The 23,676-nt window shown below is 70.7% G+C and carries 22 protein-coding genes and 1 tRNA gene; 11 read left to right on the top strand and 12 right to left on the bottom strand.

Going from position 1 to position 23,676, the window contains the following annotated elements; translation table 11 throughout:
* Nucleotides 1-32 precede the first annotated feature (32 nt).
* Nucleotides 33-2,165 carry a transglycosylase domain-containing protein gene (locus tag BFV98_RS25440; RefSeq protein WP_013288084.1) on the top strand — a complete coding sequence of 711 codons (2,133 nt, stop codon included), beginning with the start codon at nt 33-35 and terminating at the stop codon, nt 2,163-2,165.
* A gap of 112 nt (nt 2,166-2,277) precedes the next feature.
* On the opposite strand, the gene BFV98_RS25435 is transcribed toward BFV98_RS25440, so the two are convergent.
* Both BFV98_RS25435 and BFV98_RS25430 read right to left on the bottom strand, forming a co-directional pair.
* The gene (locus BFV98_RS25435) at nt 2,278-2,847 is read right to left on the bottom strand and encodes a GNAT family N-acetyltransferase (RefSeq protein ID WP_013475458.1); all 570 of its coding nucleotides are present in this window, start codon (nt 2,845-2,847) and stop codon (nt 2,278-2,280) included.
* On the bottom strand, nt 2,844-4,214 hold the full coding sequence (locus BFV98_RS25430; RefSeq protein WP_013288086.1) for a cobyrinate a,c-diamide synthase: 1,371 nt from the start codon (nt 4,212-4,214) through the stop codon (nt 2,844-2,846). The genes BFV98_RS25435 and BFV98_RS25430 overlap by 4 nt, the downstream gene beginning before the upstream one ends.
* 134 nt (nt 4,215-4,348) lie before the next feature.
* Here BFV98_RS25430 and BFV98_RS25425 point away from each other — a divergent pair, with 134 nt between their 5' ends.
* Nucleotides 4,349-5,167: an SURF1 family protein gene (locus BFV98_RS25425; protein ID WP_013288087.1), complete on the top strand. Its 819-nt coding sequence runs from the start codon at nt 4,349-4,351 to the stop codon at nt 5,165-5,167.
* An 81-nt stretch (nt 5,168-5,248) separates the two neighbouring features.
* Nucleotides 5,249-5,998 carry a hypothetical protein gene (locus tag BFV98_RS25420; protein ID WP_013288088.1) on the top strand — a complete coding sequence of 250 codons (750 nt, stop codon included), beginning with the start codon at nt 5,249-5,251 and terminating at the stop codon, nt 5,996-5,998.
* 4 nt (nt 5,999-6,002) lie between these two features.
* Here the strand turns inward: BFV98_RS25420 and BFV98_RS25415 are convergent, their stop codons facing one another.
* From BFV98_RS25415 to BFV98_RS25400, 4 genes are all read right to left on the bottom strand, one after another.
* On the bottom strand, nt 6,003-7,586 hold the full coding sequence (locus BFV98_RS25415; protein WP_013288089.1) for an ATP-dependent DNA ligase: 1,584 nt from the start codon (nt 7,584-7,586) through the stop codon (nt 6,003-6,005).
* Nucleotides 7,587-7,674: 88 nt separating this feature from the next.
* Nucleotides 7,675-7,881 carry a hypothetical protein gene (locus tag BFV98_RS25410; RefSeq protein WP_030273275.1) on the bottom strand — a complete coding sequence of 69 codons (207 nt, stop codon included), beginning with the start codon at nt 7,879-7,881 and terminating at the stop codon, nt 7,675-7,677.
* Nucleotides 7,882-7,959: 78 nt separating this feature from the next.
* A complete protein-coding gene (locus tag BFV98_RS25405) occupies nt 7,960-9,324 on the bottom strand; it encodes a dipeptidase (protein ID WP_013288091.1) in 1,365 nt (454 codons plus the stop codon).
* A 21-nt stretch (nt 9,325-9,345) separates the two neighbouring features.
* Entirely contained in the window at nt 9,346-9,999 is a 654-nt protein-coding gene (locus BFV98_RS25400; protein WP_176921727.1) for a uridine kinase, read from the bottom strand.
* Between the two features lie 111 nt (nt 10,000-10,110).
* Between BFV98_RS25400 and BFV98_RS25395 the strand changes: the two genes are divergently transcribed.
* A complete protein-coding gene (locus BFV98_RS25395; protein WP_013288093.1) occupies nt 10,111-10,512 on the top strand; it encodes a rhodanese-like domain-containing protein in 402 nt (133 codons plus the stop codon).
* On the opposite strand, the gene BFV98_RS25390 is transcribed toward BFV98_RS25395, so the two are convergent.
* The 3 genes from BFV98_RS25390 to ssb all read right to left on the bottom strand — a co-directional run bounded on the left by BFV98_RS25390 (nt 10,506) and on the right by ssb (nt 13,999).
* Nucleotides 10,506-12,050, bottom strand: coding sequence for a cobyric acid synthase (locus BFV98_RS25390; protein WP_071098011.1), 1,545 nt, complete (start codon nt 12,048-12,050; stop codon nt 10,506-10,508). The two genes, BFV98_RS25395 and BFV98_RS25390, sit on opposite strands and share 7 nt — an antisense overlap.
* Nucleotides 12,047-13,072, bottom strand: a complete 1,026-nt coding sequence (locus BFV98_RS25385; protein WP_071098009.1) for a cobalamin biosynthesis protein — start codon at nt 13,070-13,072, stop codon at nt 12,047-12,049. The genes BFV98_RS25390 and BFV98_RS25385 overlap by 4 nt, the downstream gene beginning before the upstream one ends.
* Nucleotides 13,073-13,159: 87 nt before the next feature.
* Nucleotides 13,160-13,999 (bottom strand): single-stranded DNA-binding protein, encoded by an 840-nt coding sequence (ssb, locus tag BFV98_RS25380; protein WP_071098007.1) that lies wholly within the window; start codon nt 13,997-13,999, stop codon nt 13,160-13,162.
* Nucleotides 14,000-14,284: 285 nt separating this feature from the next.
* Between ssb and BFV98_RS25375 the strand changes: the two genes are divergently transcribed.
* Complete coding sequence (locus BFV98_RS25375) at nt 14,285-14,695, top strand: HPF/RaiA family ribosome-associated protein (protein WP_013475451.1); 411 nt, start codon at nt 14,285-14,287, stop codon at nt 14,693-14,695.
* Nucleotides 14,696-14,848: 153 nt separating this feature from the next.
* Complete coding sequence (locus BFV98_RS25370; RefSeq protein ID WP_071098006.1) at nt 14,849-15,865, top strand: alpha/beta hydrolase; 1,017 nt, start codon at nt 14,849-14,851, stop codon at nt 15,863-15,865.
* A gap of 65 nt (nt 15,866-15,930) precedes the next feature.
* Here the strand turns inward: BFV98_RS25370 and BFV98_RS25365 are convergent, their stop codons facing one another.
* On the bottom strand, nt 15,931-16,665 hold the full coding sequence (locus BFV98_RS25365; protein WP_071098004.1) for a hypothetical protein: 735 nt from the start codon (nt 16,663-16,665) through the stop codon (nt 15,931-15,933).
* 169 nt (nt 16,666-16,834) lie between these two features.
* On the opposite strand from BFV98_RS25365, the gene BFV98_RS25360 reads away from it, so the two are divergent.
* The 5 genes from BFV98_RS25360 to BFV98_RS25350 all read left to right on the top strand — a co-directional run bounded on the left by BFV98_RS25360 (nt 16,835) and on the right by BFV98_RS25350 (nt 21,263).
* Nucleotides 16,835-16,907, top strand: a tRNA-Arg gene (locus tag BFV98_RS25360).
* Between the two features lie 69 nt (nt 16,908-16,976).
* The gene (locus tag BFV98_RS25355) at nt 16,977-18,074 is read left to right on the top strand and encodes a site-specific integrase (RefSeq protein ID WP_232236747.1); all 1,098 of its coding nucleotides are present in this window, start codon (nt 16,977-16,979) and stop codon (nt 18,072-18,074) included.
* Nucleotides 17,992-18,471: a winged helix-turn-helix domain-containing protein gene (locus tag BFV98_RS32795; protein WP_232236749.1), complete on the top strand. Its 480-nt coding sequence runs from the start codon at nt 17,992-17,994 to the stop codon at nt 18,469-18,471. The genes BFV98_RS25355 and BFV98_RS32795 overlap by 83 nt, the downstream gene beginning before the upstream one ends.
* Nucleotides 18,472-18,787: 316 nt before the next feature.
* Nucleotides 18,788-20,560 carry an ATP-dependent endonuclease gene (locus tag BFV98_RS31600; protein ID WP_176921726.1) on the top strand — a complete coding sequence of 591 codons (1,773 nt, stop codon included), beginning with the start codon at nt 18,788-18,790 and terminating at the stop codon, nt 20,558-20,560.
* A gap of 157 nt (nt 20,561-20,717) precedes the next feature.
* Complete coding sequence (locus BFV98_RS25350; RefSeq protein ID WP_232236679.1) at nt 20,718-21,263, top strand: NAD-dependent epimerase/dehydratase family protein; 546 nt, start codon at nt 20,718-20,720, stop codon at nt 21,261-21,263.
* A 291-nt stretch (nt 21,264-21,554) separates the two neighbouring features.
* On the opposite strand, the gene BFV98_RS32015 is transcribed toward BFV98_RS25350, so the two are convergent.
* Together BFV98_RS32015 and BFV98_RS32010 are read right to left on the bottom strand one after the other, a co-directional pair.
* Nucleotides 21,555-22,949, bottom strand: coding sequence for a hypothetical protein (locus BFV98_RS32015; RefSeq protein ID WP_143025356.1), 1,395 nt, complete (start codon nt 22,947-22,949; stop codon nt 21,555-21,557).
* Between the two features lie 35 nt (nt 22,950-22,984).
* Nucleotides 22,985-23,332 (bottom strand): hypothetical protein, encoded by a 348-nt coding sequence (locus BFV98_RS32010; RefSeq protein ID WP_143025355.1) that lies wholly within the window; start codon nt 23,330-23,332, stop codon nt 22,985-22,987.
* Nucleotides 23,333-23,676 lie beyond the last annotated feature (344 nt).

Below are 23,676 nucleotides of genomic sequence, written 5' to 3'. Positions count from 1 at the left end.
TTTTCGAATCGGAAATGTCATAGCTTGACCCCGTGAGCAGTCGTCCCCTTGCTTCCGCTGGCCGTCTCGTTCCCCTTCTCCGCGCCGGGCTGATCGCCGGCATCGTGGTCGCCGCCGCCCTGTATCCACTGGTCGCCGTAACCGGCATCGGGGCCAAGGCCACCGCGCACGCGATCGAACAGAAGACGAGCATCCTCAAGACCGCGCTGCCGGCCGAGACCTCGTACGTCTACGCGCCGGACGGCAAGACCGTGCTGACGATGTTCTACGAGGAGTACCGGCAGTACACCAAGATCGAGAACATGTCGCCGAACATCCAGCAGGCGATCGTCGCCGCCGAGGACAACCGCTTCTACCAGCACCACGGCGTCGACCCGAAGGGCGTGGCGCGTGCTTTCGTGTCCAACGCCCGATCCGGCGGCGTCTCCCAGGGCGCCTCGACGATCACCATGCAGTACGTGCGGATGGCGCTGCGGGACAGCGCGACCACGCCCAAGGAGGTCCAGGAGGCGACCCAGCAGACCAGCCTGCGCAAGGTCAAGGAGATGCGCATGGCGCTGGACATCGAGAAGCACCTGAGCAAGGAGCAGATCCTGGAGCGCTACCTCAACTCGGCCTACTTCGGTCACCGCGCGTACGGGATCTACGCCGCCTCGCAGATCTTCTTCTCCAAGACCCCGGCCACGCTCACCCCGGTCGAGGCGGCCACGCTGGCCGGGCTGGTGAAGTCGCCGTCGGAGTACGACCCGATCACCTCGGACCAGAAGGACGCCACCGGCCGGCGCAACTACGTGCTGGACAACATGGCCCGCCTCGGTTACCTGTCGCCCGATGCCGCCGCCGCGGCCAAGGGTCAGCCGATCAAGCTGAAGCTGACCACCCCGCCCAACGACTGCGCCGCGATCGACGGCGGCCACCGCAGCTGGGGCTTCTACTGCGACTACCTGAAGAACTGGTGGAGCTCGCAGCCCGCGTTCGGCGAGAACCGGCTGGAACGGATGGACAAGCTGCGCCGCGGCGGCTACCGGATCGTGCTCGCCGTCGACCCGAAGACCCAGGCGGCGGCGGAGAAGAACGTCGGCGCCAAGGACAACACCGGCAGCCCGTTCGCCAACGGCATCGTGGTCGCCGAACCCGGCACCGGACGGATCAAGGCGATGGCGGTGAACCGGAACTACTCGCTCGACCTGGCCGAGAACCCGAACAGCTCGAACCCGGAGGCCGGCCCGAAGGTCAAGGCGAACTACCCGAACACCGTGGCGCCGCTGCTCGGCGGCGGGACGCTACCGGGCTACCAGGCCGGTTCGACGTTCAAGATGTTCCCGATGCTCGCCGCGCTGAACGCCGGGATGCCGCTGTCCACCGCGTACGACTCGCCGCACACGTACAAGTCGGCCGTCTACGACGGGTGGGCCCCGTCCAACGCCAGCGGCGCGATGACCGGCCGGCAGACCATGTGGTCCGGGTTCGGCAAGTCGGTGAACACGTACTTCGTCCAACTGGAGGAGAAGATCGGCGCGGACGCCGGGGTGCGCCTGGCCGAGCAACTGGGGCTGCGCTGGCGTACCGACGTGGACAAGGAGCAGGCGTCGCCGGGCAAGGCGAAGAAGTGGGGCGCGTTCACGCTCGGCGTCTCCGACGCCACCCCGCTGGAGATGGCGAACGCGTACGCCGCCATCGCCGCCGACGGGCGCTACTGCGAGGCCATCCCGGTCAACGCGATCATGAACCGGGACGGCACGCCGGCCACGTACACGACGGCGGGCGGGGTGCAGCGGGAGGTCGCCAAGCCGCGGTGCCGGCAGGTGGTGAACGCCGACGCGGCCCGCGCCGCCACGGACGCGGCGCGCTGCCCGACCGGCGACACCCCGGCCAAGGGGAGCTGCGGCGGCTGGTCGACAGCCGACAGCGTGCGGGGCACCGTGGGCCGCCCGGTCGCCGGCAAGACGGGTACGACGGACAGCACCCGGTCGGCGTGGTTCGTCGGCTACACGCCGGAGCTGGCGGCGGCGAGCTTCATCGCCGACCCGGACAATCCGTTCAACGCGGTGGGTGACGGCCAGTCGCAGATCCCGGTGAACGCGGTGGCGCAGACCCTGCGGGACTCCCTGAAGGGCCAGCCCACCCGCCAGTTCACCCCACCCTCCGACCAGATGGTCGGCTGACCCACCTGATCCGCCCGGGGGTGCGCCCGGGTAGTTGATCAAGGAGTTTGCGTCCCGGATCGGCCGATCCGCCGACGCGAACTCCTTGATCGACGTTGTGGGGCGGGAACGGTCAGCGGAGGTCGGCGGCGACGAAGGACCACAGCTCCAGGTCGACCCGGGCGCCGCGGACGATACCGGCGTTGCGCAGCAGGCCCTCGTAGCTGAAGCCGGCCTTCTCGGCGACCCGCCGGGACGCCACGTTGCCGGCCGCCACCCGCAGCTCCACCCGCTGGAACCCGTGCTCCAGGATCAACGCGATGGCCACCGCGTCCACCGCCTCGACCGCCAGGCCGTAACCCCGGGCGTGCGGCGCGATCGCGTACGACAGCTCGGTGAGCCGGGCGCCCCAGTCGGTACGGCGGGCCCAGAGCGAGCCGACCACCCGCTGGTCCTCCCGGCGGACCACCGCCCAGTGGTCGCCGTCGCCGCTGTCACGCCGCTGCCGGGCCAGCTCGGTGCACCACGCCCGCCCGTCGATCTGCCCGGACGCCTCGGCCAGCGGCAGCCAGCGCTGCGTCTGCCGGTCGGCGAACACCTCGTCCACCGCCTCCGCGTCGGCGACGACGAGGTGCCGCACCTCGATGCGCGGGGTCGAGACGGTGAGCGCCGGGAACCGGCGTACCGCCACCTGCCCGATCACGCCGGCGCCCCCACCGGCGCCAGCGCGGCGGCCACCAGCCGGGCCGCGATGTCCGGATGCGCGGCCCAGTGCGGCACAAGCTGCGAGGCGTGCACCGCCTGCCGGACGAAGCCCTCCGGGTTGCCACCCTCCCAGCGCCAGGCCGGACGGTCACCGGCCCGCGGAGTGAGCACTGCGGCGTGCTGCTTGTGCCCGGTCACCGTCGTGCCGGCCGCGGCCACCACGCTGTCGGTGACAGCGGTGGCCGTGCGGTAGCCGACCACCAGGCCGTCCCGGATCGTGCCGACCGCGTCGAGCACCCCGCACATGGGCAGGCCGTCCAGCTCCCGGGCCAGCCAGAGCAGGCCGGCCCCCTCGGCGATCACCGGGCGGCCCGAACGGGCCAGCTCGGCCACCGCGATGCAGAGGCGGCGGTTGGCGGAGAGCTGCTCCGCGTACGTCTCGGGCAGCCCGCCGCCGACGACGAGCGCGCGCGCCCCGGCGGGCAGCGCCTCGTCGCGCAGCGGGTCGAGCGTGACCACCTCGGCGCCCGCGGCGCGCAGCAGCTCGGCGGTCTCGGGGTGGCTGTAGGCGCCGGCCGGTCCGCCGGCGAGCGCCACCACCGGCCGCTCCCCCGACGGCTGCGGCGCGTCGGCCGGCTCCGGCGACCACGGCTCCACGGTGAGCGCGGGGGCGGAGCGGGCCAGCGCCAGCAGCCGGTCGAGGTCGACGGTGGCGGCCACCGCCTCACCGAGCCGGCGTACGCCGCGTTCGGCGTCCGCGTCGGCACGCACCACGGGACCGGTGCCGTACCGACGGGCGGGCAGCACCGGGGGCAGCTCGTGCCGGCGCAACGCCCCGTAGACCGGCACGCCCACGTCGTCGAGCGCCTCGCGCAACAGCGCCTCGTGCCGGGGCGAGGCCACCCGGTTGAGGATCACGCCGCCCAGCCACAGCTCGTCGTCGTACGCCCGGAAGCCGTGCACCAGCGCGGCCACCGACTGGCCCATCGCGGCCACGTCCACCACGAGCACCACCGGGCTGCGCAGCGCGGTGGCGACTGCTGCCGTGGACTCGCTCTCCGGTCGTCCGCCGACCGAGTCGTAGAGGCCCATCGTGCCCTGCACCAGCGCGAACCCGGCGCCGGCCGCGCCGTACGCGAAGAGGGGGGCGATCCGCTCCGGGCCGACGAGTCTCGGGTCCAGCGTGCGCCCGGCGCGCCCGGCGGCGAGCCCCAGATACGCCGCGTCCACCTGGTCCGGCCCGACCTTGAACCCGGCCACCGGGATCCCCCGGTCGGTGAACGCCGCGAGCAGGCCGAGGGAGACGGCGCCGGTGCCGTGCCCCGAGGAGGGCGCACTCAGCACGACGCGCGGCACGTCGGTCATCATCGACTCCTGATGTGGGTGGTTTCCGCCCGCGTGACCATACCCGTCCGGCCCGGCGCGCGAGAGCCGCGCACACCGCCGTTTCTGCCTGGCAGCGGCGAGTGGCATCGCTCATACGGGTAGCCTTGGCCAACGTGTACCGGTTCCTGCTGACCCCGCGCTGGCTCGGCTACCTCGCGCTCACGCTCGTCGCCGCCACGGTGATGGTGTTCCTGGGCAACTGGCAGCTGGACCGCTACCGGGGCCGGACGGCCGTCAACGAGCGCATCGACGCCGGGGCCACCATGACGCCCGCGCCGCTGCGCGACGCGCTCCCCGCGCCCAGCGGCGGCGACGTCGGTCCCGCGCCGTCCGAGGAGCTCACCTGGAGCCGGGTCACCGCCACCGGCCGGTACGACAGCGCGAACACCGTCCTGATCCGCGGCCGCACCGTCGACCGGACCGTCGGCTTCGAGGTGCTCACCCCGCTGGTGCTGGCCGACGGCACCGCGGTGCTCGTCGACCGGGGCTGGATCCCGCCCGTGCCGGGCGCCGGCGCGACAGTCCAGCCGGAGGTCCCGGCGGCGCCGGCCGGCGAGGTGACAGTGACCGGCCGGGTGGTCGGCAGCGAGAGCGGCGGCGGCGCGGTCAGCCGGCGCGACGGCAAGCTGGAGGCCCGGCGCATCGACATCCCCCGCCTGGCCGAGCAACTCCCCTACCCGGTGACCGGCGGCTACGTGCTGCTCGACGGCCAGACGCCGGCCGCCGACCCGGCCTTCCAGGCGGTCCAGATCGGGCACACCAACAACTGGCAGAACTTCGGCTACGTGTGGCAGTGGTGGATCTTCGCGGTGATGAGCCTGTTCGGCTACGGCTGGGTGGCGCGCCGGGAGGCCCGCCGCCGGGCCGGGCTGGACACCCCGGGTGAGCCGGTGGACCGCGCCGCCGAGCCCGCCGCCCCCACCTCCGCCTGAGTACGTCGCCCTCCCGGTGGGCACACCTGGGGGCGGGGACGTTGTAGGGTCCGCGGATGATCGTCAATCGTGGGGGTCGCGGTGACCTCTGACGCCACGACGCCCCCGGCCGCCGAGCCACCCGCGTACGACCCGTGGTCGGCCATGCCGCCTGCGGTCGCGCCGCCCACCGAGCAGTTCCCGGTGATCGCCGCGCCGGAGGCACCCGTCACCCCCGCCCCCACCGCGCAGTTCCCCGCCCCGCCGGTGGCCCCGCCTTACTCCGCGCCGCCGTTCTCGGCCCCACCGGCGCCGCTCTCCGCGCCGCCGGCCACCGCGCAGTTCCCGGCCGCGCCGCAGTTCTCCGCGCCGCCCGCGCAGTACTCCGCGCCGCCCGCGCAGTTCTCGGCGCCGCCCGTACCGCCGGCCGGGGTGGTCGCGCCGTACTACGGGCCCGCACCCGGGGCGTATCCGCCGCCCGGGCCGGTGCCGCCCACGCAGTCGGCGGTAGCCGTGCAGATCGCCGAGATCATGGTGACGCCGCCTGTCATCCGCACCCCGGCCGGCGTCCTGCCGCTCGCCGGCGCCTCCTGGTACGTGACCGACTACTGGCAGAAGGAGGAGAAGATCGCCCAGTGGGCCATCGTCGCCGCGATCCTCGGCTTCTTCTGCCTGACCGTGTTCAGCCTCCTCTTCCTGCTGGTCAAGGAGACGCGGCACTACGGCACCGTGCAGGTGACGGTGAACAGCGGCGGGCACCAGTACGTCGCGCGGATACCGGTGACCGACCAGTTCCAGGTGCAGCAGCTCAACAACCAGGTCAACTACGCCCGGTCGTTGTCGGCCGGCTGAGCCGTCAGCCGGTGACCCGGCCGGCGTGGATGGCGCGGACCGCGTCGATGGTGTCCGCCTCGGCGGCGGTCTTGTCGTCGCGGTAGCGCAGCACGCGGGCGAAGCGCAACGCCATGCCGCCCGGGTACCGGCTGCTCGTCTGCACCCCGTCGAACGCGATCTCGACCACCTGCTCCGGCCGGACCCGCACCACCCAGTCGCCCTTCTCCACGGCGAGCGACAGGAACCGTTCGGTCTGCCAGCGCAGGAGCTCGTCGGTGAGCCCCTTGAACGTCTTGCCGAGCATGACGAACTCGCCGGTGCGCGGATCGCGGGCGCCGAGGTGCAGGTTGGACAGCCAGCCCTCCCGCCGGCCGCTGCCCCACTCGACCGCGAGGACCACCAGGTCGAGCGTGTGCCGCGGCTTGACCTTGACCCAGGCCGAGCCGCGCCGGCCGGCGTCGTAGGGCGCGGCCGGGTCCTTGACCACCACGCCCTCCTGACCGGCGTCGACAGCCGCGGCGAACGCCGTGGCCGCCTGCTCCACGTCGTCCACCTCGATTCGGTCGACGAGCAGCGAGGCGTCGACCGCGCCGGCCAGGGCCGCCCACCGCTCCCGTCCGGGCGCGTCGATCAGGTCGGTGCCGTCGAGGTGCAGCAGGTCGAAGAAGTACGGCGTGAGCACCGGTTCGCCGGTGCGCTCGGCGGCGGCCAGCACGGCGGGCGCGACCGGTGCCTGCCCGGTGGTGCTGGGCGTGGTGCGCCGGGCTGCCCGGCTGGACGTCTCCTGGAACGGCAGCGGCCGGCCGGCGGCGTCCAGCCCGATCGCCTCGCCGTCGAGCACCAGCTCGCGGGCGGGCAGCGCGCGGACGGCGGCCACCACCTGGGGCAGCCGGCCGGTGATCTCGTCCAGGCTGCGGGTGAAGACCGCGATGTCCGGGCCGGAGCGGTGCACCTGGATGCGGATGCCGTCGAGCTTCACGTCGACCATCGCCGGCACGCCGGTGGCGGTGAGCGCCTCGTCGACCGAGGGCGCGCTCTGCGCCAGCATCGGCGCGAGCGGCCGGCCCACCTGGAGCCCGAACCCGGCCAGCGCGGCGGCGCCGCCGGTGAGCGCCGCGACCGCCACCGCCCGCAGGTCACCGGCGAGCAGCAGGGCCCGCCGGACGGCCGTGACCGGGACGTCGGCGGCGCGCGCGACCGCGTCGGCCAGCAGCCCGGCCTGCGCGCCCTGGCGCAGCTCGCCCCGGAACAGGCCGGTCAGCAGGCGCTGCTCGTCGGCGGTGGCGGCGGCGAAGAGACGGCCGACCAGTTCCCGGCGCCGGGCCTGCGAACCGGCCCCGGCGACGCGGGAGATCTCCTCGATCGCCGCGTCGACGGCGGCGACGGTGAGCGTCGGCTCGGCGGCCGGCGGAGGCAGGTCACGCAGGCCCGCCCAGCCGACACCGGTCTGACGCTGACGCAGCTCACCGGCGAGATAGCCGGCACCGGCCGGGATCTCGCCCGGCTCCAGCCCGCGCAGCGCGGCGGCCAGCAGCTCCACCTTGGCCCGTCGGCCGCTGGTGGCCCCGACCGCGGCCGAGGTGGCCGCCAGCTCCGCGAAACGCACGCCCACATCCTGCCAGTCGCGTGTGACATCGGGGTGGATCCGGCGGCCCGGCACACCGCACGGGTGCGCCGGGCCGACGGGCCGACGGTCAGGCCGAGACCGGTTCCTCGATGCGCAGGCCGCGCCCGCGCACGCCCTCGGCGACCCGGGTGAGCAGCGCGTCGAGCGTGACCAGGGCGGCGGAGAGCTCGCCGATCTGTTCGTTGAGCGTGTCCTCGGACCACGCGGAGACGTCGACGTCCCCCAGAGCACGGACGGCGGCCTGGAGCCGCTCCATCTCGTCGTTCGTACGCATGTTCGAAAGGCTATAACACCCCGCCCGCCGACACACCACAAACTCCGACATCCGCCCCGAAGTTACGGTTTCGACACCTCAGGCGCGGTTTCCGGCCTCGGCCACCCGGGCCAGCAGCAGCGCCTCGGCCAGGCACACCCGCGCGAACTCGCCCAGGTGCAGGCTCTCGTTCGGCCCGTGCGCCCGCGCGTGCGGGTCCTCCACACCGGTCACCAGGATCGCGGCCCGCGGGAACATCTCCTGGAACGTGGCGATGAACGGGATCGACCCGCCCACCCCGATGTCGACCGGGTCGGTGCCGTCCCAGGCCGTCCGGAACGCCGACCGGGCCGCGTCGAACATCGGCCCCGAGGCGTCGATGACGCAGGGCGCGCCGTCGTGCTCGAACGTCACCGACACCTGAGCGCCCCACGGCGCGTGCCGCTCCAGGTGCGCGGTCAGCGCCGCGTACGCCTTCTTCGGGTCGTCGCCCGGCGCCAGCCGTACGCTCAGCTTCGCCTTCGCGGACGGCACCAGCGCGTTCGGAGCCTCGCCGGTGGACGGCGCGTCCACGCCCAGGATCGCCAGCGCCGGCTTCGTCCAGAGCCGGTCGGTGATCCGGCCGGTGCCGAACAGCCGCGCGCCGTCGACCAGGCCGGCCTCGGCGCGGAACCGGTCCTCCGGGTAGTCGACGCTGGCGCCCTCGCGGGCGGCCAGCCCGTCCACCGCTACGTCACCCGCCTCGTCGTGCAGCGTGCCGAGCAGCTTCACCAGCGCGGTGAGCGCGTCCGGCACGGCGCCGCCGAACATGCCGCTGTGCACCGCGTGGTCGAGCGTGCGCACCTCCACGAAGCAGTTCACGATGCCGCGCAGCGAGGTGGTCAGCGCCGGCACGCCGACGTCCCAGTTGGTGGAGTCGGCGATCACGATGACGTCCGAGGCCAGGTCGTCACGGTGCTCGGCGAGCAGCCGCTCCAGCGAGTCCGAGCCGTACTCCTCCTCGCCCTCGATGAACAGCACCACGCCGACCGGCAGCCGGTCGCCGAACGCGCGCAGCGCGGCGACGTGCGCCATGATGCCCGCCTTGTCGTCGGCGGCGCCCCGGCCGTAGAGGCGGCCGTCGCGCTCCACCGGCTCGAACGGGTCCGACTCCCACAGCGACAGGTCGCCGACCGGCTGCACGTCGTGGTGCGCGTACATGAGCACTGTGGGCGCGCCGGCCGGGGCCGCCTTCGTGCCGATCACCGCGGGCTGGCCGCCGGACCGGACGATCCGCGTGTCGAGGCCGCAGCCGCGCAGCAGCTCCGCCACCGCCTCGGCGGAACGCTCCACGTGCGAGTGGTCGAAGCCCTCGAAGGCGATGCCCGGGATGCGGACGAGTCGCTCGAGGTCGGCACGGACGCCGGGGAGTTCCCGCTCGACGGCGGCCCGCACCTCGGACTCGGAGAGGATCGGAGTGGTCATGACCGGAATCGTATGCTGGCCTTACCCCGCCACGTCGCCCGAGCCCGATCGCCGCCCCACGCGCACGTAGTAGCGGTCCGCGTCGTGCGGCAGGTCCGGGGCGCCGTCGACGACCAGGTCCACAGCGGCCTCGGTGCCGTCGGCGGCGAAGTGCGACCGCTCCCCCGCGTGCCAGCGGCGCAGCTCCGGCAGGATCTGCTCGCCGTCGCGGGCCAGCGCCCGGCGCAACCGCAGCTCGGCCGGCGCGGTGACGAGCACCGACAGCGTCAGCTCGGGGCGTACCGCGGCGCGGGCGGCGCTCACCCCCTCGACGATCAGCACCGGACCGGCCGGCACCGGCACCACCCGGTCCAGGAAACGACGGCGCACCCAGCTGTAGCGGCGGTAACCGCCCGCCCGGCCGGCCCGCAGCGGGCCGAGGACCTGCTCCTCCAGCCGGGTCCAGAACGTGAGCTGGTCGTCCCAGCCGTCGAGCAGGTCGTCGGTGTGCACGAGCGGCGGGCGGACGCCGCCCGCCCCCGCCGCCAGGGCGTCCGCGAGGCGCGTCGCGAACCGGCTCTTGCCCGCGCCGCTGGGCCCGTCGACGGCGACCAGCCGGGTACGCCCCAACCGCGCCGGCCCGGCCAGCACCCGACGGGCCAACCCGGCGTACGCCTCGATCAGGGCAACGTTCACCCGACCGACGCTAACGTTCCCCCGTCCGCTGGAAACTGCGACCCGGGCGGACCGTTTCGCCGAGCGGCGGTGCGGCGCGCTGGGCATCATCGGGGGGTGCTCCATGACGTGATGTGTCCGGGCGTCGACGCCCTCCTGGAACAGGCCCGCGCCGGTCTCCGCCGGCTCACCCCGCACGAGACCGTCGAGGCGGTCCGTGGCGGCGCGCTGCTGATCGACACGCGTACCGAGGCGCAGCGCCGCGAGGAGGGTGAGCTGCCCGGCGCGATCGTCATCGACCGCACGGTGCTGGAGTGGCGACTCGACCCGGCCAGCGCGTGGCGCATACCCGAGGCCACCGGGTACGACCGCGAGATCGTCGTGGTGTGCCGGGAGGGGTACAGCTCCAGCCTGGCCGCCGCCAGCCTCCAGACGCTGGGGCTGCGGCAGGCCACCGACATGATCGGCGGCGTGCAGGGCTGGCGGGAGGCCGGACTGCCGATGTCCGACCGCCCGGCCGACGTGCGCTACTGAGCCGGTGGCGCGCCGGGTGGCACGAACGGCAGTCCCGGCGGTGGGCCGGACTCGATCAGCCGCCACAGCGCGTCGGTGTCGAGGTGCTCCTCCACCAGGTCGCCCAGCAGGTCCAGCGTCCGTTCCCGGGCCGCCGCGAAGGACGTGTCCGGCGCGACCTTGAACCCGGTCCGTCCGGCCGCCTCCGCGACCTCGGTCAGGAACCGGCGGCGGAACGCGTCCGAGGAGAAGGCGCCGTGCCAGTGCGTGCCGTACACGGTGCCGAGGCGCGCGCCCTCGCCGGTGCCGTCGGCGTAGCGCAGCAGCGGCGCGAGGCCCGGGTCGGCGGCCGTGACCCGGCCGTGGTGGATCTCGTACCCGTGGACCGGCACGTCGCCGGCGGCGGTGCCCTCGGCCCGGCGGACCGTCTTGCGGGGCTCGAAGGTGATCTCGACGGGCAGCAGCCCGAGGCCGGGTACGGTGCCCCGGCGGCTCTCCACCGCATCGTGGATCGCCCGGCCCAGCATCTGGAAGCCGCCGCAGATGCCGAGCAGCGGCCGTCCGGCGGCGGCGTGCGCCCGGACCGCGTCGGCCAGGCCGGTCTCCCGCAGCCAGGCCAGGTCGGCGACTGTCGACTTGGTGCCGGGGAGCACCACCAGATCGGCGGCGGCGAGTTCGGCCGGCTCGACGGTGAGGCGTACCCGCACACCCGGTTCGGTCGCCAGCGCCTCCACGTCGGTGGCGTTGCTGATCCGGGGCAGCCGGACCACTGCGACGTCGAGCCAGTCGGTGCCCCGGGGCGCGGGCGGTCGGCCGAGCACCCGCCCGTACGCGAGCGAGTCCTCCGCGTCGAGCCACAGGTCCAGCGCCCAGGGCACCACCCCGTACGTCGGGCGGCCGGTGACCCGGCGCAGCATGTCCAGCCCCGGCTGGAGCAGGCCGCGGTCACCCCGGAACTTGTTCACCACGAACCCGGCCAGCAGCGCCTGGTCGGCCGCGCCGAGCAGGGCGACGGTGCCGAACATCGAGGCGAACACGCCGCCCCGGTCGATGTCGCCGACCACGATCGTGGGCAGCCCGGCCTGCCGCGCCAGCCCCATGTTGACGTAGTCGCCGTCGCGCAGGTTGATCTCGGCGGGGCTGCCCGCGCCCTCGCAGATCACCACGTCGTACTCGGCCCGCAGCTCGGCCAGCGCCGCGTACGCCGTGGTGGCGAGCCGAGCCCGTACCTCGTGGTAGTTGCCGGCGGTGACCGTGTCGACGGCTTCGCCGAGCAGCACCACCTGGCTGGCGTGGTCGCTGCCCGGCTTGAGCAGCACCGGGTTGAAGCGCAGGTCGGCGTCCAGCCCGCAGGCGGCGGCCTGCATCGCCTGGGCGCGGCCCAGTTCGCCGCCGCGACCGTCCGGGCCGACCACCACGGCGGAGTTGTTCGACATGTTCTGCGCCTTGAACGGGGCGACCCGGACGCCCCGGCGGCGCAGCCAGCGGCAGATGCCGGCGGTGAGCACGCTCTTGCCGGCGTCGGAGGTGGTGCCGGCGACCAGCAGCCCGCCGATCACCGCCCGCTCCCCCGGCCTGAGCCACGGGCCGCTCGGGTGACGGCACCCAGCGCGGCCCGACCGGCAGCGCCGACCAGGCGACCGACTGTCACCGGGTAGAGCGCGGCCAGGCCGAGCGCGGCCACACCCACCGCGCCCGAGACCCGGGCGGCCCGCTTCAGGTGCCGCGCCTCGGGGCGGGGCCCGTCACCGAGGAAGGGCCGGGTCTCGGCACGGCCGAAGTAGACGTTGCGCCCGCCGAGCCGGACGCCGAGCGCGCCCGCCATGGCCGCCTCGCACTGACCGGCGTTCGGGCTCGGGTGGTCGGCCCGGTCCCGTCGCCACACGTGCCAGGCGGCGGCGCGGTCCCCGTGTGCCACCGGCGCGACGGCCACCGTGAGCAGCCCGGTGAGCCGGGACGGCACGAGGTTCAGCGCGTCGTCCAGCCGGGCCGCCGGGGTGCCGAAGCGGGCGTACCGGGGCGAGCGGTGGCCGACCATCGCGTCGAGCGTGTTCGCCGCCCGGTAACCGAGCAGGCCGGGTAGGCCCGCGACCGCGCCCCAGACCAGCGGGGCGACCACGGCGTCCGAGGTGTTCTCGGCGACCGACTCGACCGTGGCGCGGGCGAGTTCGGGCTCGTCGAGGGCCGACGGGTCGCGTCCGCAGAGGTTGCCCAGGCGGGAACGGGCGCCGGGCAGGTCGGCCCGGCCCAGTGCCCGCGCCATCACCCGGGACTCGTGCCGCAGCGTGCGCCCGCCCAGCACCGTCCAGGTGCCGGCGGCCACCAGCGCGGCCCGGGCCACCGGATGGCGGCGGGTCGCCAGCGCGGCGGCGGCGCCGAGCAGGACCGGCGCGCCGACGGCGAGCGCAGTGAAGGCGGTGCCGGCCGTCCGGTCGGGGCGGTAGACCCGCCGTTCCAGCGCACCGGCCGCCGTGCCGAAGCCGGCCACCGGATGCCACCGGCGGGGGTCGCCGAGCAGGGCGTCGAGCGCGTAGCCCGCCACCAACCCGGTCGCGTTCGCCATGGCGGTCGCCTGCCGCACCCGTCACCACCTCCGGCCGGCCAGCCTAGTCGTACCGCGGGGTGGTGACGCCGACGTCACCACCCCGCGCCCCCGTCGGACGAAGGGTCAGGCGGGCACCGGGGTACGCCGCCGGCCACGACGCCCCGACGCGGTCCCGGCGGTCCCGCCCGGGCTCGCGCCGCCCGCCTCGCCCTCACCCGGCCCGGAGCCACCCGGCCCGGAAGCACCCGATCCTTCGACCTCCGAGGGCGGGACCTCGCCCAGCTCGTCGTCCTCGGACGTGACCGGCCCGTCGTCCTCCGTGTCGCCCAGCTCGTCCTCCTCCGGACCGCCCGGCCCGCGGTCGTAGTCGGTGGCCCGCGCACCGGGCCGGGTGTCGAACGGGTCGGGCTCGCCCACCCGCTCGACGGTGCCGACCAGCCCGACCCGGCTGCCCCCGTACTCCGGCGGCGGGAAGTCGTCGTCGAAGGGCCGGTCGTCGAACGTCGCCGGCGCCTGGGCATCAGGCACCGGCTCGGTCGCCTCGCCGTGCACCCGCTGCTCGGCCTCCGCGTCCTCGACCGTGCTGGTGGCCGCGCGGGGCTGGTTGCGCAGGAAGCGGGCGCGGCCCCGGGACAGGTCGTGCCCGACGGCGACCGCCTCCAGCTCGTAGAGCGTGCGGTGGGTGCCCGCCTCGTCGGTCCAGTCCCGGGTGTAGAGGCGCCCGGCGACGATCACCGGATCACCGACCGCCACCGAGGCGGCCACCCCCTCGGCGAGGCGGCGCCAGCAGTTGACGCGCACCCGAAGGCTGTTGCCGTCGACCCAGCGGCCGCTGTCGCGGTCGAGCCGGCGGGCGGTCGAGGCGACCTTGAAGTTGGCCACCAGCGTTCCGCTCTGCGTGGTCCGGCGCCACTCCGGCGCGGTCAGCACGTTGCCGACGATCGTCACGTACGTATCGAACATCGCCCCTCCCAGGGATCGACTTGTCCCGGTGAGCGTCGGCCGGTCGCCCGGCCCGGGCCACCCGCCGGCCCGGACCTGTGGACGACGGGCCGCCCTGTGGACAACCACCTGATCAAGGTCCCGGTCTGCTAGGCCGACCGGCCCTACGTGCCTGACCTGCGGCGACGCATGATCGAAAGGAACCGGCAAGCAGGCGTTCCGGAATCCCGCCGGTTGGGTAAGTACTTGATCAACCGAGAGAAAGGGAGCTCCCATGCTTCTCCGAGACGTCCGCGAGGCCGCGCGATGAGCGCCGTGGCGAACCCCGCGACCGTGGCCGAGTGCCTGCGGGTCGGCGCCGGGTTCTCCCAGGGCGACCGCAACTGGATCGCCGAGCAGTTCGCGACCCTGGACGCCCGGCTCGCCGGCTTCCACGCCGACGCCACCGAGCTGGAGGTGTCCGTCAAGGACCGCGAGGCCCGGGGCCAGAAGGTGACGCTGGAGTGCTGGGTCGCCGGGCGGCAGAAGATCGTCACCACCTCGACCGAGGAGGATCTGCACGCCGCGCTCAACGACGTCCGGGACGACCTGCGCCGCAAGCTCAACGACGCGAAGACCCGGCAGGAGCCGCGCCACAACAAGCACCTGCGCGCCGTCGACCAGCCCGAGGGCACCCCGTTGCAGGACGCCGAGCGCGAGGACGCCGAGACCGCCTGAAGTCCGGCACGGCCCGCCCGCACGGTGCCGGCGGGCGGGCCGTGCCGTTTGTTAACAAGGGGCCCTTCCTCTACCGGATGCGTTAACAAGGGCCCCCTCCTTACAACCCAGCACCCCTACCGCCGGGTAGCAAGGCGGCGTACCGTCGCGGTCGTGGAACCGGACGTGCTGGGCGCCCCCTACGAGCGGCGGACGATCGAGCTGGGCACCGACGACGAGGGGCCGGTGGTCGCGACCCTGGTGCGGCGGCGCGCCGACCGCCCGACCGGCCGCGCGGTGCTCTACGTGCACGGCTTCGTCGACTACTTCTTCCAGACCCACGTGGCCGACTTCTTCGCCGAACGCGGCTGGGACTTCTACGCGCTCGACCTGCGCAAGTACGGCCGCAGCCTGCTCCCGCACCAGACCCCGAACTTCTGCCGCGACCTGAGCGACTACTTCCCCGAGCTGGACGCCGCCGCGGAGATCATCCGCGCCGAGGAGGGCCACGACACCCTGCTCGCCATGGGCCACTCGACCGGCGGCCTGATCATCTCGCTGTGGGCGCACGACCGCCGCGACACCGGCCTGGTCGACGGCATCGTGCTCAACAGCCCCTTCTTCGACATCAACGCGCCCTGGATGGTCCGTCGACCCCTCGCGGCCGCCGTCTCCCGCCTGGGCCGCAGGGCGCCGCAGCGTGTGCTGCCGTTCGGCCTGGGCACCGTGTACGGCGAGAGCCTGCACGCCGACCACCGGGGCGAGTGGCGGTACGACCTGGCCTGGAAGCCGCTCGCCGGGTTCCCGGTGCGGGCCGGCTGGATCAACGCGATCCGCGCCGGCCAGCGCCGCCTGCGGGCCGGGCTGGACATCCCGGTGCCGGTGCTGCTCGCCTGCTCCACGCGCAGCTTCCGGGGCACGAAGTGGCACGACAGCGCCACCGGCGCCGACGCCGTGCTCGACGTCGAGCACATGGTGCGCTGGGCGCCCCGCCTCGGCCGGCACGTCACGCTCGCCCGCTTCGACGGCGGGCTGCACGACCTCACGCTGTCCAGTCCCGGCGTACGCGAGAAGGTCTTCGCGGAGGTCGGACGGTGGGCGGAGGGATTCCTGCGCGCCGGGCCGACCGAGCCGGAGCCCACGACGCCGCCGTCACCGCGCCGACCGGCCGACGCGACCGCCGAGGGCTGAGGCCGGTCCGCCCCCGCCGGCGGGACGCCCGGCTCGGTCGGCCGTCCCGCCGCCGGACGGCCGGTTCAGTCGGCGACGACCGCCGTGAGCGCGGCGCGGATCCGGTCGAACGTGGCGATCGGATGGCCACCGGCCTGCGGCGGCAGCACCACGCCGAGACAACGCAGCGCGGGCCCGCCGTCCGGCCCGGCCTCGACCGCGAACACCGGCGCGCCCACGTAGCCCGCGGGCAGCTCCGCCGTGACCCGCACCTCGCCGCCGTCGCGGGCGACCCGCTCGACCACCGCCTCCAACGGCCGCGAACCGCCGTCGCCGACACCGAGGGCCAGCACGAACGCCGAGGCGGGCGCCGCGCCGATCCGGGCGACCGCTTCGGCCGGTGCGGCCACCGCCTCGGTGACCTGCTGGGTACGCCAGCGCCAGCCCCGATCGTCGGCCCAGCCGTGCAGACCGCCGGTCGGCATCGCGGCGAGCCCCAGTTCCGGCAGGTGCAGCCAGTGGTCGGCGAAACCGGGCAGGTCGATCGGCTCGTCCGCCCCCTCGGCCGGGTCGGTGACGCTCGGCCGCAAGCCGATCTCGCCGTACGCGCGGTCGGTCAGCGCGTCGGCGGTGAGCAGCCACTCGTGCGCGATCTCGCCGTCGTCGGTGGCGCCGACCAGCTCGCTGTAGAAGAAGGCGGTGCCGAGCACGCCCGCCGGAGCGCCCGGCGCATCCGAGCCGGTGAGGGGCAGGATGGCCCGCCCGAGGAGCTGGCACAGCTCGAAGACGATCTCGTTCTCGGTTTCCTGGTCGAGCAGCATCCGACGAGGGTACGGATCGCGTCCCGCCCGCCCGCGCCGGACCCGCCGCAACTGTGGTGCCGGTCCGGGCCCCGGCATGGGACGCTGAGGGGCGGAACGGACGCGCCGACCCGTACCCCCGGGCACGCCGGGACCGGCGGTACCCTCTTGGCGCGACGACAGTCGGCGCGCGCCCGTAGCTCAGCGGATAGAGCAGGGGACTTCTAATCCCAAGGCCGCAGGTTCGAATCCTGCCGGGCGCACAGGCAATTTCCCCTTCTGACCCGCTCGCGTGGGGCCATTCGTGGTGCGAGCGCGCTAACGGTGGTCCCGTGGCAGCCTCGAACGGACGCACCAAGCGCCAACGCGGCGAGATCGAAACGCTCCCCAGCGGGTCACTACGCGTGAAGGTCTATGCCGGCGTTGACCCGATCAGCGGTAAGCGGCACTACCTGACCGAGGTCATCCCCGCCGGCCGCACTGCCGCCAAGGAAGCCGAGAAGGCGCGTACCCGGCTGCTGGCCCAGGTGGACGAGCGGCGCAACCCGCGAACCCGCGCCACGCTCGACCAACTTCTAGACCGGTGGCTAGAGGTGGCCGACATCGAGGCCACCACCCGTATGGGCTACGTCAACAAGCTCAACAAGCACGTACGGCCCGTGCTCGGCAAGCTGCCGGTCGGTCGGCTCGACGCCGAGACGTTGGAGTCGTTCTACGCGAGCCTGCGCCGTTGCCGCGACTGGTGCGGCGGGAAGGCGTTCGTGAAGCACCGTGTGGAGGGCGAGCACACTTGCACCGCGAAGTGCCGGCCGCACGTCTGCAAGCCGCTCAGCGCTTCGTCGGTGCGGCAAATCCACTGGATCCTCAGTGGTGCTCTCAGCCAGGCAGTCCGGTGGCGTTGGATCGCCGTCAACCCCGCCGGGCAGGCCGAGCCACCCGCGCCGCCGCACCCCGACCCGCAGCCGCCGAATCCCGCCGATGCGGCCCGCATCATCACCGAGGCGTGGCGCGATCCAGACTGGGGCGCGCTGGTCTGGCTCGCCATGACGACCGGCGCCCGTCGCGGCGAGTTGGCCGCGCTGCGCCGGCACCATCTCGACCTAGCCGCCGGTGTACTGACGCTGCGGCGCAGTGCCTACCTGGATGAGCATGGCCAGCTACAGGAGAAGGACACCAAGACGCACCAGCAGCGGCGGGTGGCGCTCGACCCGGAGACGATTGAAGTGCTACGCGAGCTGCACGGCCGGTACGTCGACCGCCTGGCGCAGCTCGACGCAGACGCCGACCCTGCCGACTACGTCTTCTCCCCCCGAGCCGGACAACAGCCGCGGCTACCGCCCCGACACCATCACCCAGCGGTACGGCCGGCTCGCCGGCAGACTGGGTATCGACAGCCACATCCACGCGCTCCGCCATTACTCAGCAACTGAGCTGATCAACGCGGGCGTTGACGTGCGGACGGTCGCCGGACGGCTGGGGCATGGCGGGGGCGGCACGACCACGCTAAGGGTCTACGCCGCCTGGCTGTCCGAGTCGGACCAGCGTGCTGCCGGAAAGCTGGCCGCCCGAATGCCACCACGGCCGCTCACACCGACGCAACGGGCTACGCCCAGCAGCCCGTACCAGTCGGTCGCCGCTAATCTGCGTCAGCAGATCACCACTGGTCAACTCCGGCCCGGCGACCAGCTCCCCGCGGTTCCCAAGCTGGCGGCCGCACACGGCATCTCTGTCGGTACAGCGCACCGCGCTGTCGCCCTACTTACGGCAGAGGGTCTGGTAAGCGTTGTCCGAGGTCGGAGAGCAACCGTCGCGCATGCCCGCCACTAACCTGCAGATTCCCGGCGATCGTCCTATCTCAACCCTTCATGCCCCCGGTCGTCCCTCAGCGTGGCCCGGCCGATGCCGGCCCGCAGGTCGCCAGCAGGCCCGGGCTAGCGGGCGCGGCCCAGTTCGCGGGCCGCCTTGTTCCTAACGAGGCCAATTCGGCAGTCTCTCGCGGGCACTCGGGGGCATTTTTATGGCACCTCCGGCAATCGACGGATGCTGCACTTCGAGGTATGTTGCCCTTGTGCATATTGATGAGCCACTGCCCGTGCCCAACTGGTCAAGCGAGCTGGGGATTAGCCCCGGAGACCCAGCCAGGGTGAAAGTTTGGGCAAAGTCAATTCAACTGTTTCACAATAAGTCCTATGATTTGCCAGCACCCGGCGTCACCGCCATTGTTGGCGGAAACAACAGCGGGAAATCAACATTACTTCGTCAGCTCAATGACAAACTGCACAGCCCCGGAAACCTGTTGTACGGTCCAGTTGACATCGTTACGAATGCCACTTCAGTGCGCACTGGAACTGCGGCCGACTTTCTTTCCTGGTTCGCTCAGCACGCTACTTACTTCCCCGGTGGTGATCGCCAGGAGTCCTACTTCAGACAGCCCAACGGCGGCTGGAGTTCGACTGCGCGGGCGCTCGCTAGCCAATGGGAGCATGAGGAACAGATTTCAAGCTTCGGCCCAGGTGCTCAATCGCTGATCTTTTATGCAGACGCGCAAAGTCGATTCGGATCAGTGGGAGGTGTCGGGCAGCGGAATGAGCCGGCGGACCCGCCAACACATCCTTTCCACCGGTTTCAGGACGACATCACTCTTCTTCACAGGCTGAATGGAATATGTGAGCGCATATTCCAGCAGAGTTTAACCCTAGACGAGTTCAGCGCCACGATGAGGTTGAGAGTTGGCAAGGTTGGCATACCTGCACCCGCACGTGATCAAAGTCAACGGGCATATAGAGAAGCACTCGCGAGGCTCCCACTCCTTGAGGAGCAGGGAGATGGGATGAAGAGCCTCTTAGGGCTCATAATCCCGATTGTCGCCGCAGCCCACCCGACTGTCATAGTCGACGAGCCGGAGGCTTTCCTGCACCCTCCACAAGCTTATGCACTAGGATTGGCCTTGGGGGAACTCTCCAGAGAATCCCAGACACAGGTAATCCTCGCAACTCATGACAGGAACCTGCTGGGTGGACTCGTTGCCTCAAGTGCACCTCTATCGGTTATCCGACTGAACCGCGAGGGCAACACCACTAGCGCTTCACAACTCTCATATGAGCAACTTCGCGAGTTGTGGGACGATCCAGTTCTTCAATACAGCAACGTCCTCGACGGCCTTTTTCATCGCCTCGTTGTACTAGCCGAGGGTGAACGGGACTGCCGTTTCTATCAAGCAGCATTAGACGAATATGCAAGAGTAAATTCTCGCGCCAAAGACACTGGACACCCGATACCGCCGCCAAGTGACGTCCTTTTCCTTCCGTCGTACGGCAAGGACGGCATGTTTAGGCTGGCAGAAGTACTGAGAGCGGCCACCGTACCCGTGATCGCCACTCCCGATCTGGACATTCTCAATGAAAGGCCGAAGATCGAGCGGCTCGTAAAGAGCCTTGGCGGCGACTGGAACCCGCTTGACAAGGACTACAGGATTGCCACGCAGCCGTTTAGACAGCCGACGGAAGGTGTCCCACTTAGTCACATCCGGAAAGAGTTGCTGCTCGCCATAGAGGAGAAACTTAAAGAAGACCCTGACACCCTTCATGATGCGGCCACCAAGAAGGAATTGGGGTTGATAATCCGCGCACGAGAAAGTCGATGGCATTTGTTGAAGGACTTCGGGATGCAGGCATTTAATAGAGGTCAGTCCGGCCCAGCCACCAAGTCTCTCGTAAGGGATTTATCCAAGGCGGGGGTGGTACCGGTAGCCGTGGGAGAGCTTGAGCGGTTCGCAGGCCCCGACCTAGAAGTAGCGAAGGGGAAGGAATGGCTGCCCGCCGCACTGGAAGCTGGGATCCACAAGCAGCCAGCCGCTCAGTCGCATATGGCGGCGATCCTAAAGTCTGCCGAGGAACTCGCCGGGCGGCTGGATTAAATGCAAGCGCACAACTAGATGCGGGTTAGCAGGCCGGGGCCGAGCAGGCGCGGCGCACTTGCGGGCCGCCTGGTCTCAATCACGTGACCAACTCGGCAACTGGCGGCCGGCACCCTCCGCCGACCGGCCGGTCGTCCCTACTCGGCATGATGGGCCTATGCGTTTGCTAGTGCTCGGCGGAACCTGGTTTGTGGGACACGCGATTGTCACGGCTGCGATCGATGCCGGCTGGGAGGTGACGACGTTCAACCGGGGCACCTCCGATCCCTTCCTGGAAGCCGTGCGGGCCATCCGGGGCGACCGGAACCGCCCCGAGGACGTCGCCGCCCTCGCCGCCGCTGGCCCTTGGGATGCCGTGGTGGATACCTCGGGCTACGTGCCTAGAAATGTTCTCGACGTGGCTCGCGCTCTCGCTCCTGTCGGAGGTCGCTACGTCTTCATGTCCACGGTCAGCGTCTACCGGGACTGGCCACTAAAGCCCCTCAGCGAGCAGTCCGAGGTGCTCTACTGCCCGCCCGACGTCGGCCCCGACTACGGCACCGACACCGAAGACGGACCGACCCGGTATGGCTACCAAAAAGCCGGCTGCTCACCGGTCAAGCCGGACGCTGGCGCGGCGACCACGTCATCCGCGCCGGAAACAACGAACGCGGCGACCGGGCCGTCTTCTGGGTCGAACGCCACCAGGACTGAAACCCGCTGAACCATCTCCGCAACTCCGCAACGCCGCACCAACCCCCTGCCACCAGGGAAGACACCCTACGGAGATCAGACCATCAGGAATCATCGATCTCCGCATCTCCGCACGATCTTGCGGAGATCACCATCCCTTGCGGAGATCTCCCTCAGCAGCACTCCGCATCTCCGCAAGCATTCGCCCAGCGCACAGCCATGTTTGCGGAGATGCGGAGATGCGGAGATGGTTCAGCCCACCACCAGCGACAGCGACGCCGCACGAGCCGCACGGCCAACACGGCATCACGGCATCACGGCATCACGGAGCCAGCAGCACATCGAGGTCGTCGCCGAACGGGGGTACAACGTAGATGCCCTTGCCAGCTACCAGCCATCTTGCAACCGCCTCCCGTTCGGGGCCTACCCACGAAGGAGAAGCAGCACCTCGGACCAAGAACCGCGCAACGGCACTGAACTCCTCGTCCACCCGCTGCATTTCACCAACGACTGCATTGGTTCGCGGCTTCACGAAGAAGGTTTTTCCTGCTACCGGATGATAAAACATACTGTCAAATGGCGTGAGATCGACAGGGATGTTCCGGAACCCAGACCTTGAAGCAAAGTGATATTCGGGAACTAGGCGCGTTGATGCCGAATCTGCCTGCGTCCAGGCAACAATGGGGTCAATAAACGGCATGGGGTTAGCAGCAAATTCTTCAGCGACGAGCAGGCGCGTTCTCACATGGGCGAGAAGGTCTACAGGTGGCGAGCTATTCGCGCGGCCGACAAAATCATCCAAAATCCGTTTCATCCATTGAGTGTCGGCCGTCATGGCCGACACAACGTCTTCCCCATATAGATCCAAGCAAGCCTCGTTAACCGCATTCCATACGTCGGAAACGCTGCGCAGCTTTCCACTGCATCGCTCGTGAAGCCATTTCAATATATCGAGTAACCGACTAGAAGGGGCTATGCGATGCCACAAATCGGGATCTTCATCGAGCTTGGAGGCAAACAAATTTTCAAACCGCCCCATGAGTGAAGCGACAAGAATCGGGGGCCAAATCCGCGTATTAACGGCTTGCCCGCCCTCCCCCAGAAGCACTGGGGGAGGGCCGATATCCAACGCAGCAAGAATGTCGCCCAGCCAAACATACTCTTCCCGCCATCGAACCATGTTTCTCGGCATCGATGCCACAACCTCGATTGCCTCGTTCATCGGCAGCAGCCATTCTGCGGGGCCCACTTCAAACGTGGTCGCAAGAGCCTCTAGCTGCGCTCCACCACTAAACCCGTGTGGAGCCCGCTTCGCACTGTAATGATCTCTCCTCACCCGTCGCGCATGATTCGCTGCGAGCCGCACTCCTAGCCACTGGTGAGAGTCAGGAATAGGCATCGGCACTTCGTAGAATGAGGTCATCACCTCATCTTCCATGAAGTGGATAGGGACGATGAGTGAACCAGACATTCCCAGCAAGGCCGGCACGGTTTGTTTAACTTGGCCCCAAAATCTCGAAACCCAACTACCATAATTCGTCAGGTGATAGTCGAGGTAATGACGCTGCTCGTGGGCAACAACCATTGCCCTATGAAACTCGCTCCGCACCAGGTGCGCCGAAAAATCCTGACGATCGAAGACCCCGTCGAGATTTCTTCGCAGGGGGTTTCCGGCATCAAGCAAGACGTCGTCGGGGAACAACGACGACGTCTCCATTACGACCCGCATAAGAGATGGATCGAAGTGTCCCATCAGTCACGAGAGCCTTTTTCCACCTTAGACAACACGGCATCAATGACCGCAGCGTCTAACTGATCGCCGGAATACATGACCTCGCCGGTTCGCAGGTTGCAGATAAAAATCTGAGATGAAGTGTCCGCAGAATCCCCACTTCGCTTACTGCGGACCTTCCGCCAAGCCTCCAGCAGGAGGCGCATTGCCTCGACAGAGCCAGCAACAGCTCCGGCCACCTCTAATGCTTGAAGCGCCAAGCCGGCATCGAGCGGAAAGGCAAGGCCGTCACCAGCGGTATCTAACGGCCTGCGCTCTGAGATCTTGACCTCCTGCAACGAGCTGGCCGCGCTTATCAGCAGATCCATGTCCTGAGCAGAGGCAGCAACTGCAAGCCCAACCGGCACGTCGCATCCTTCCAGCAAAAATGGGTTATCGGTGCCATCGTATAGATGGGCGGCAACAGCCGTCTGGGCCCGCCAAGTTGGCCTGCCAAGCACGAAGCTGACCCCGCCCGAGACGCAGCCACGCTGCCTAGTGAGCACTGGCCCACCCCTAGGGCCGATGCAAGCGGGGCATGCTTGTGGGGCCAACCGTGGTGCGAAATGCAGGACACCAGGGCAAGCCAACGACACCGAGGGAAGGGTTTGTGCAGCTTGAGAAGGAGCAGAGGCTGCAGCTCGCTACCGCATCACCACTTCTAATCCCAAGG

Source organism: Micromonospora sp. WMMB235 (assembly GCF_001855515.1).
GTDB lineage: Bacteria > Actinomycetota > Actinomycetes > Mycobacteriales > Micromonosporaceae > Micromonospora > Micromonospora aurantiaca.
The sequence above is the reverse complement of the archived record's forward strand: the minus strand, read 5'-3'. Positions and strand labels throughout refer to the sequence as shown.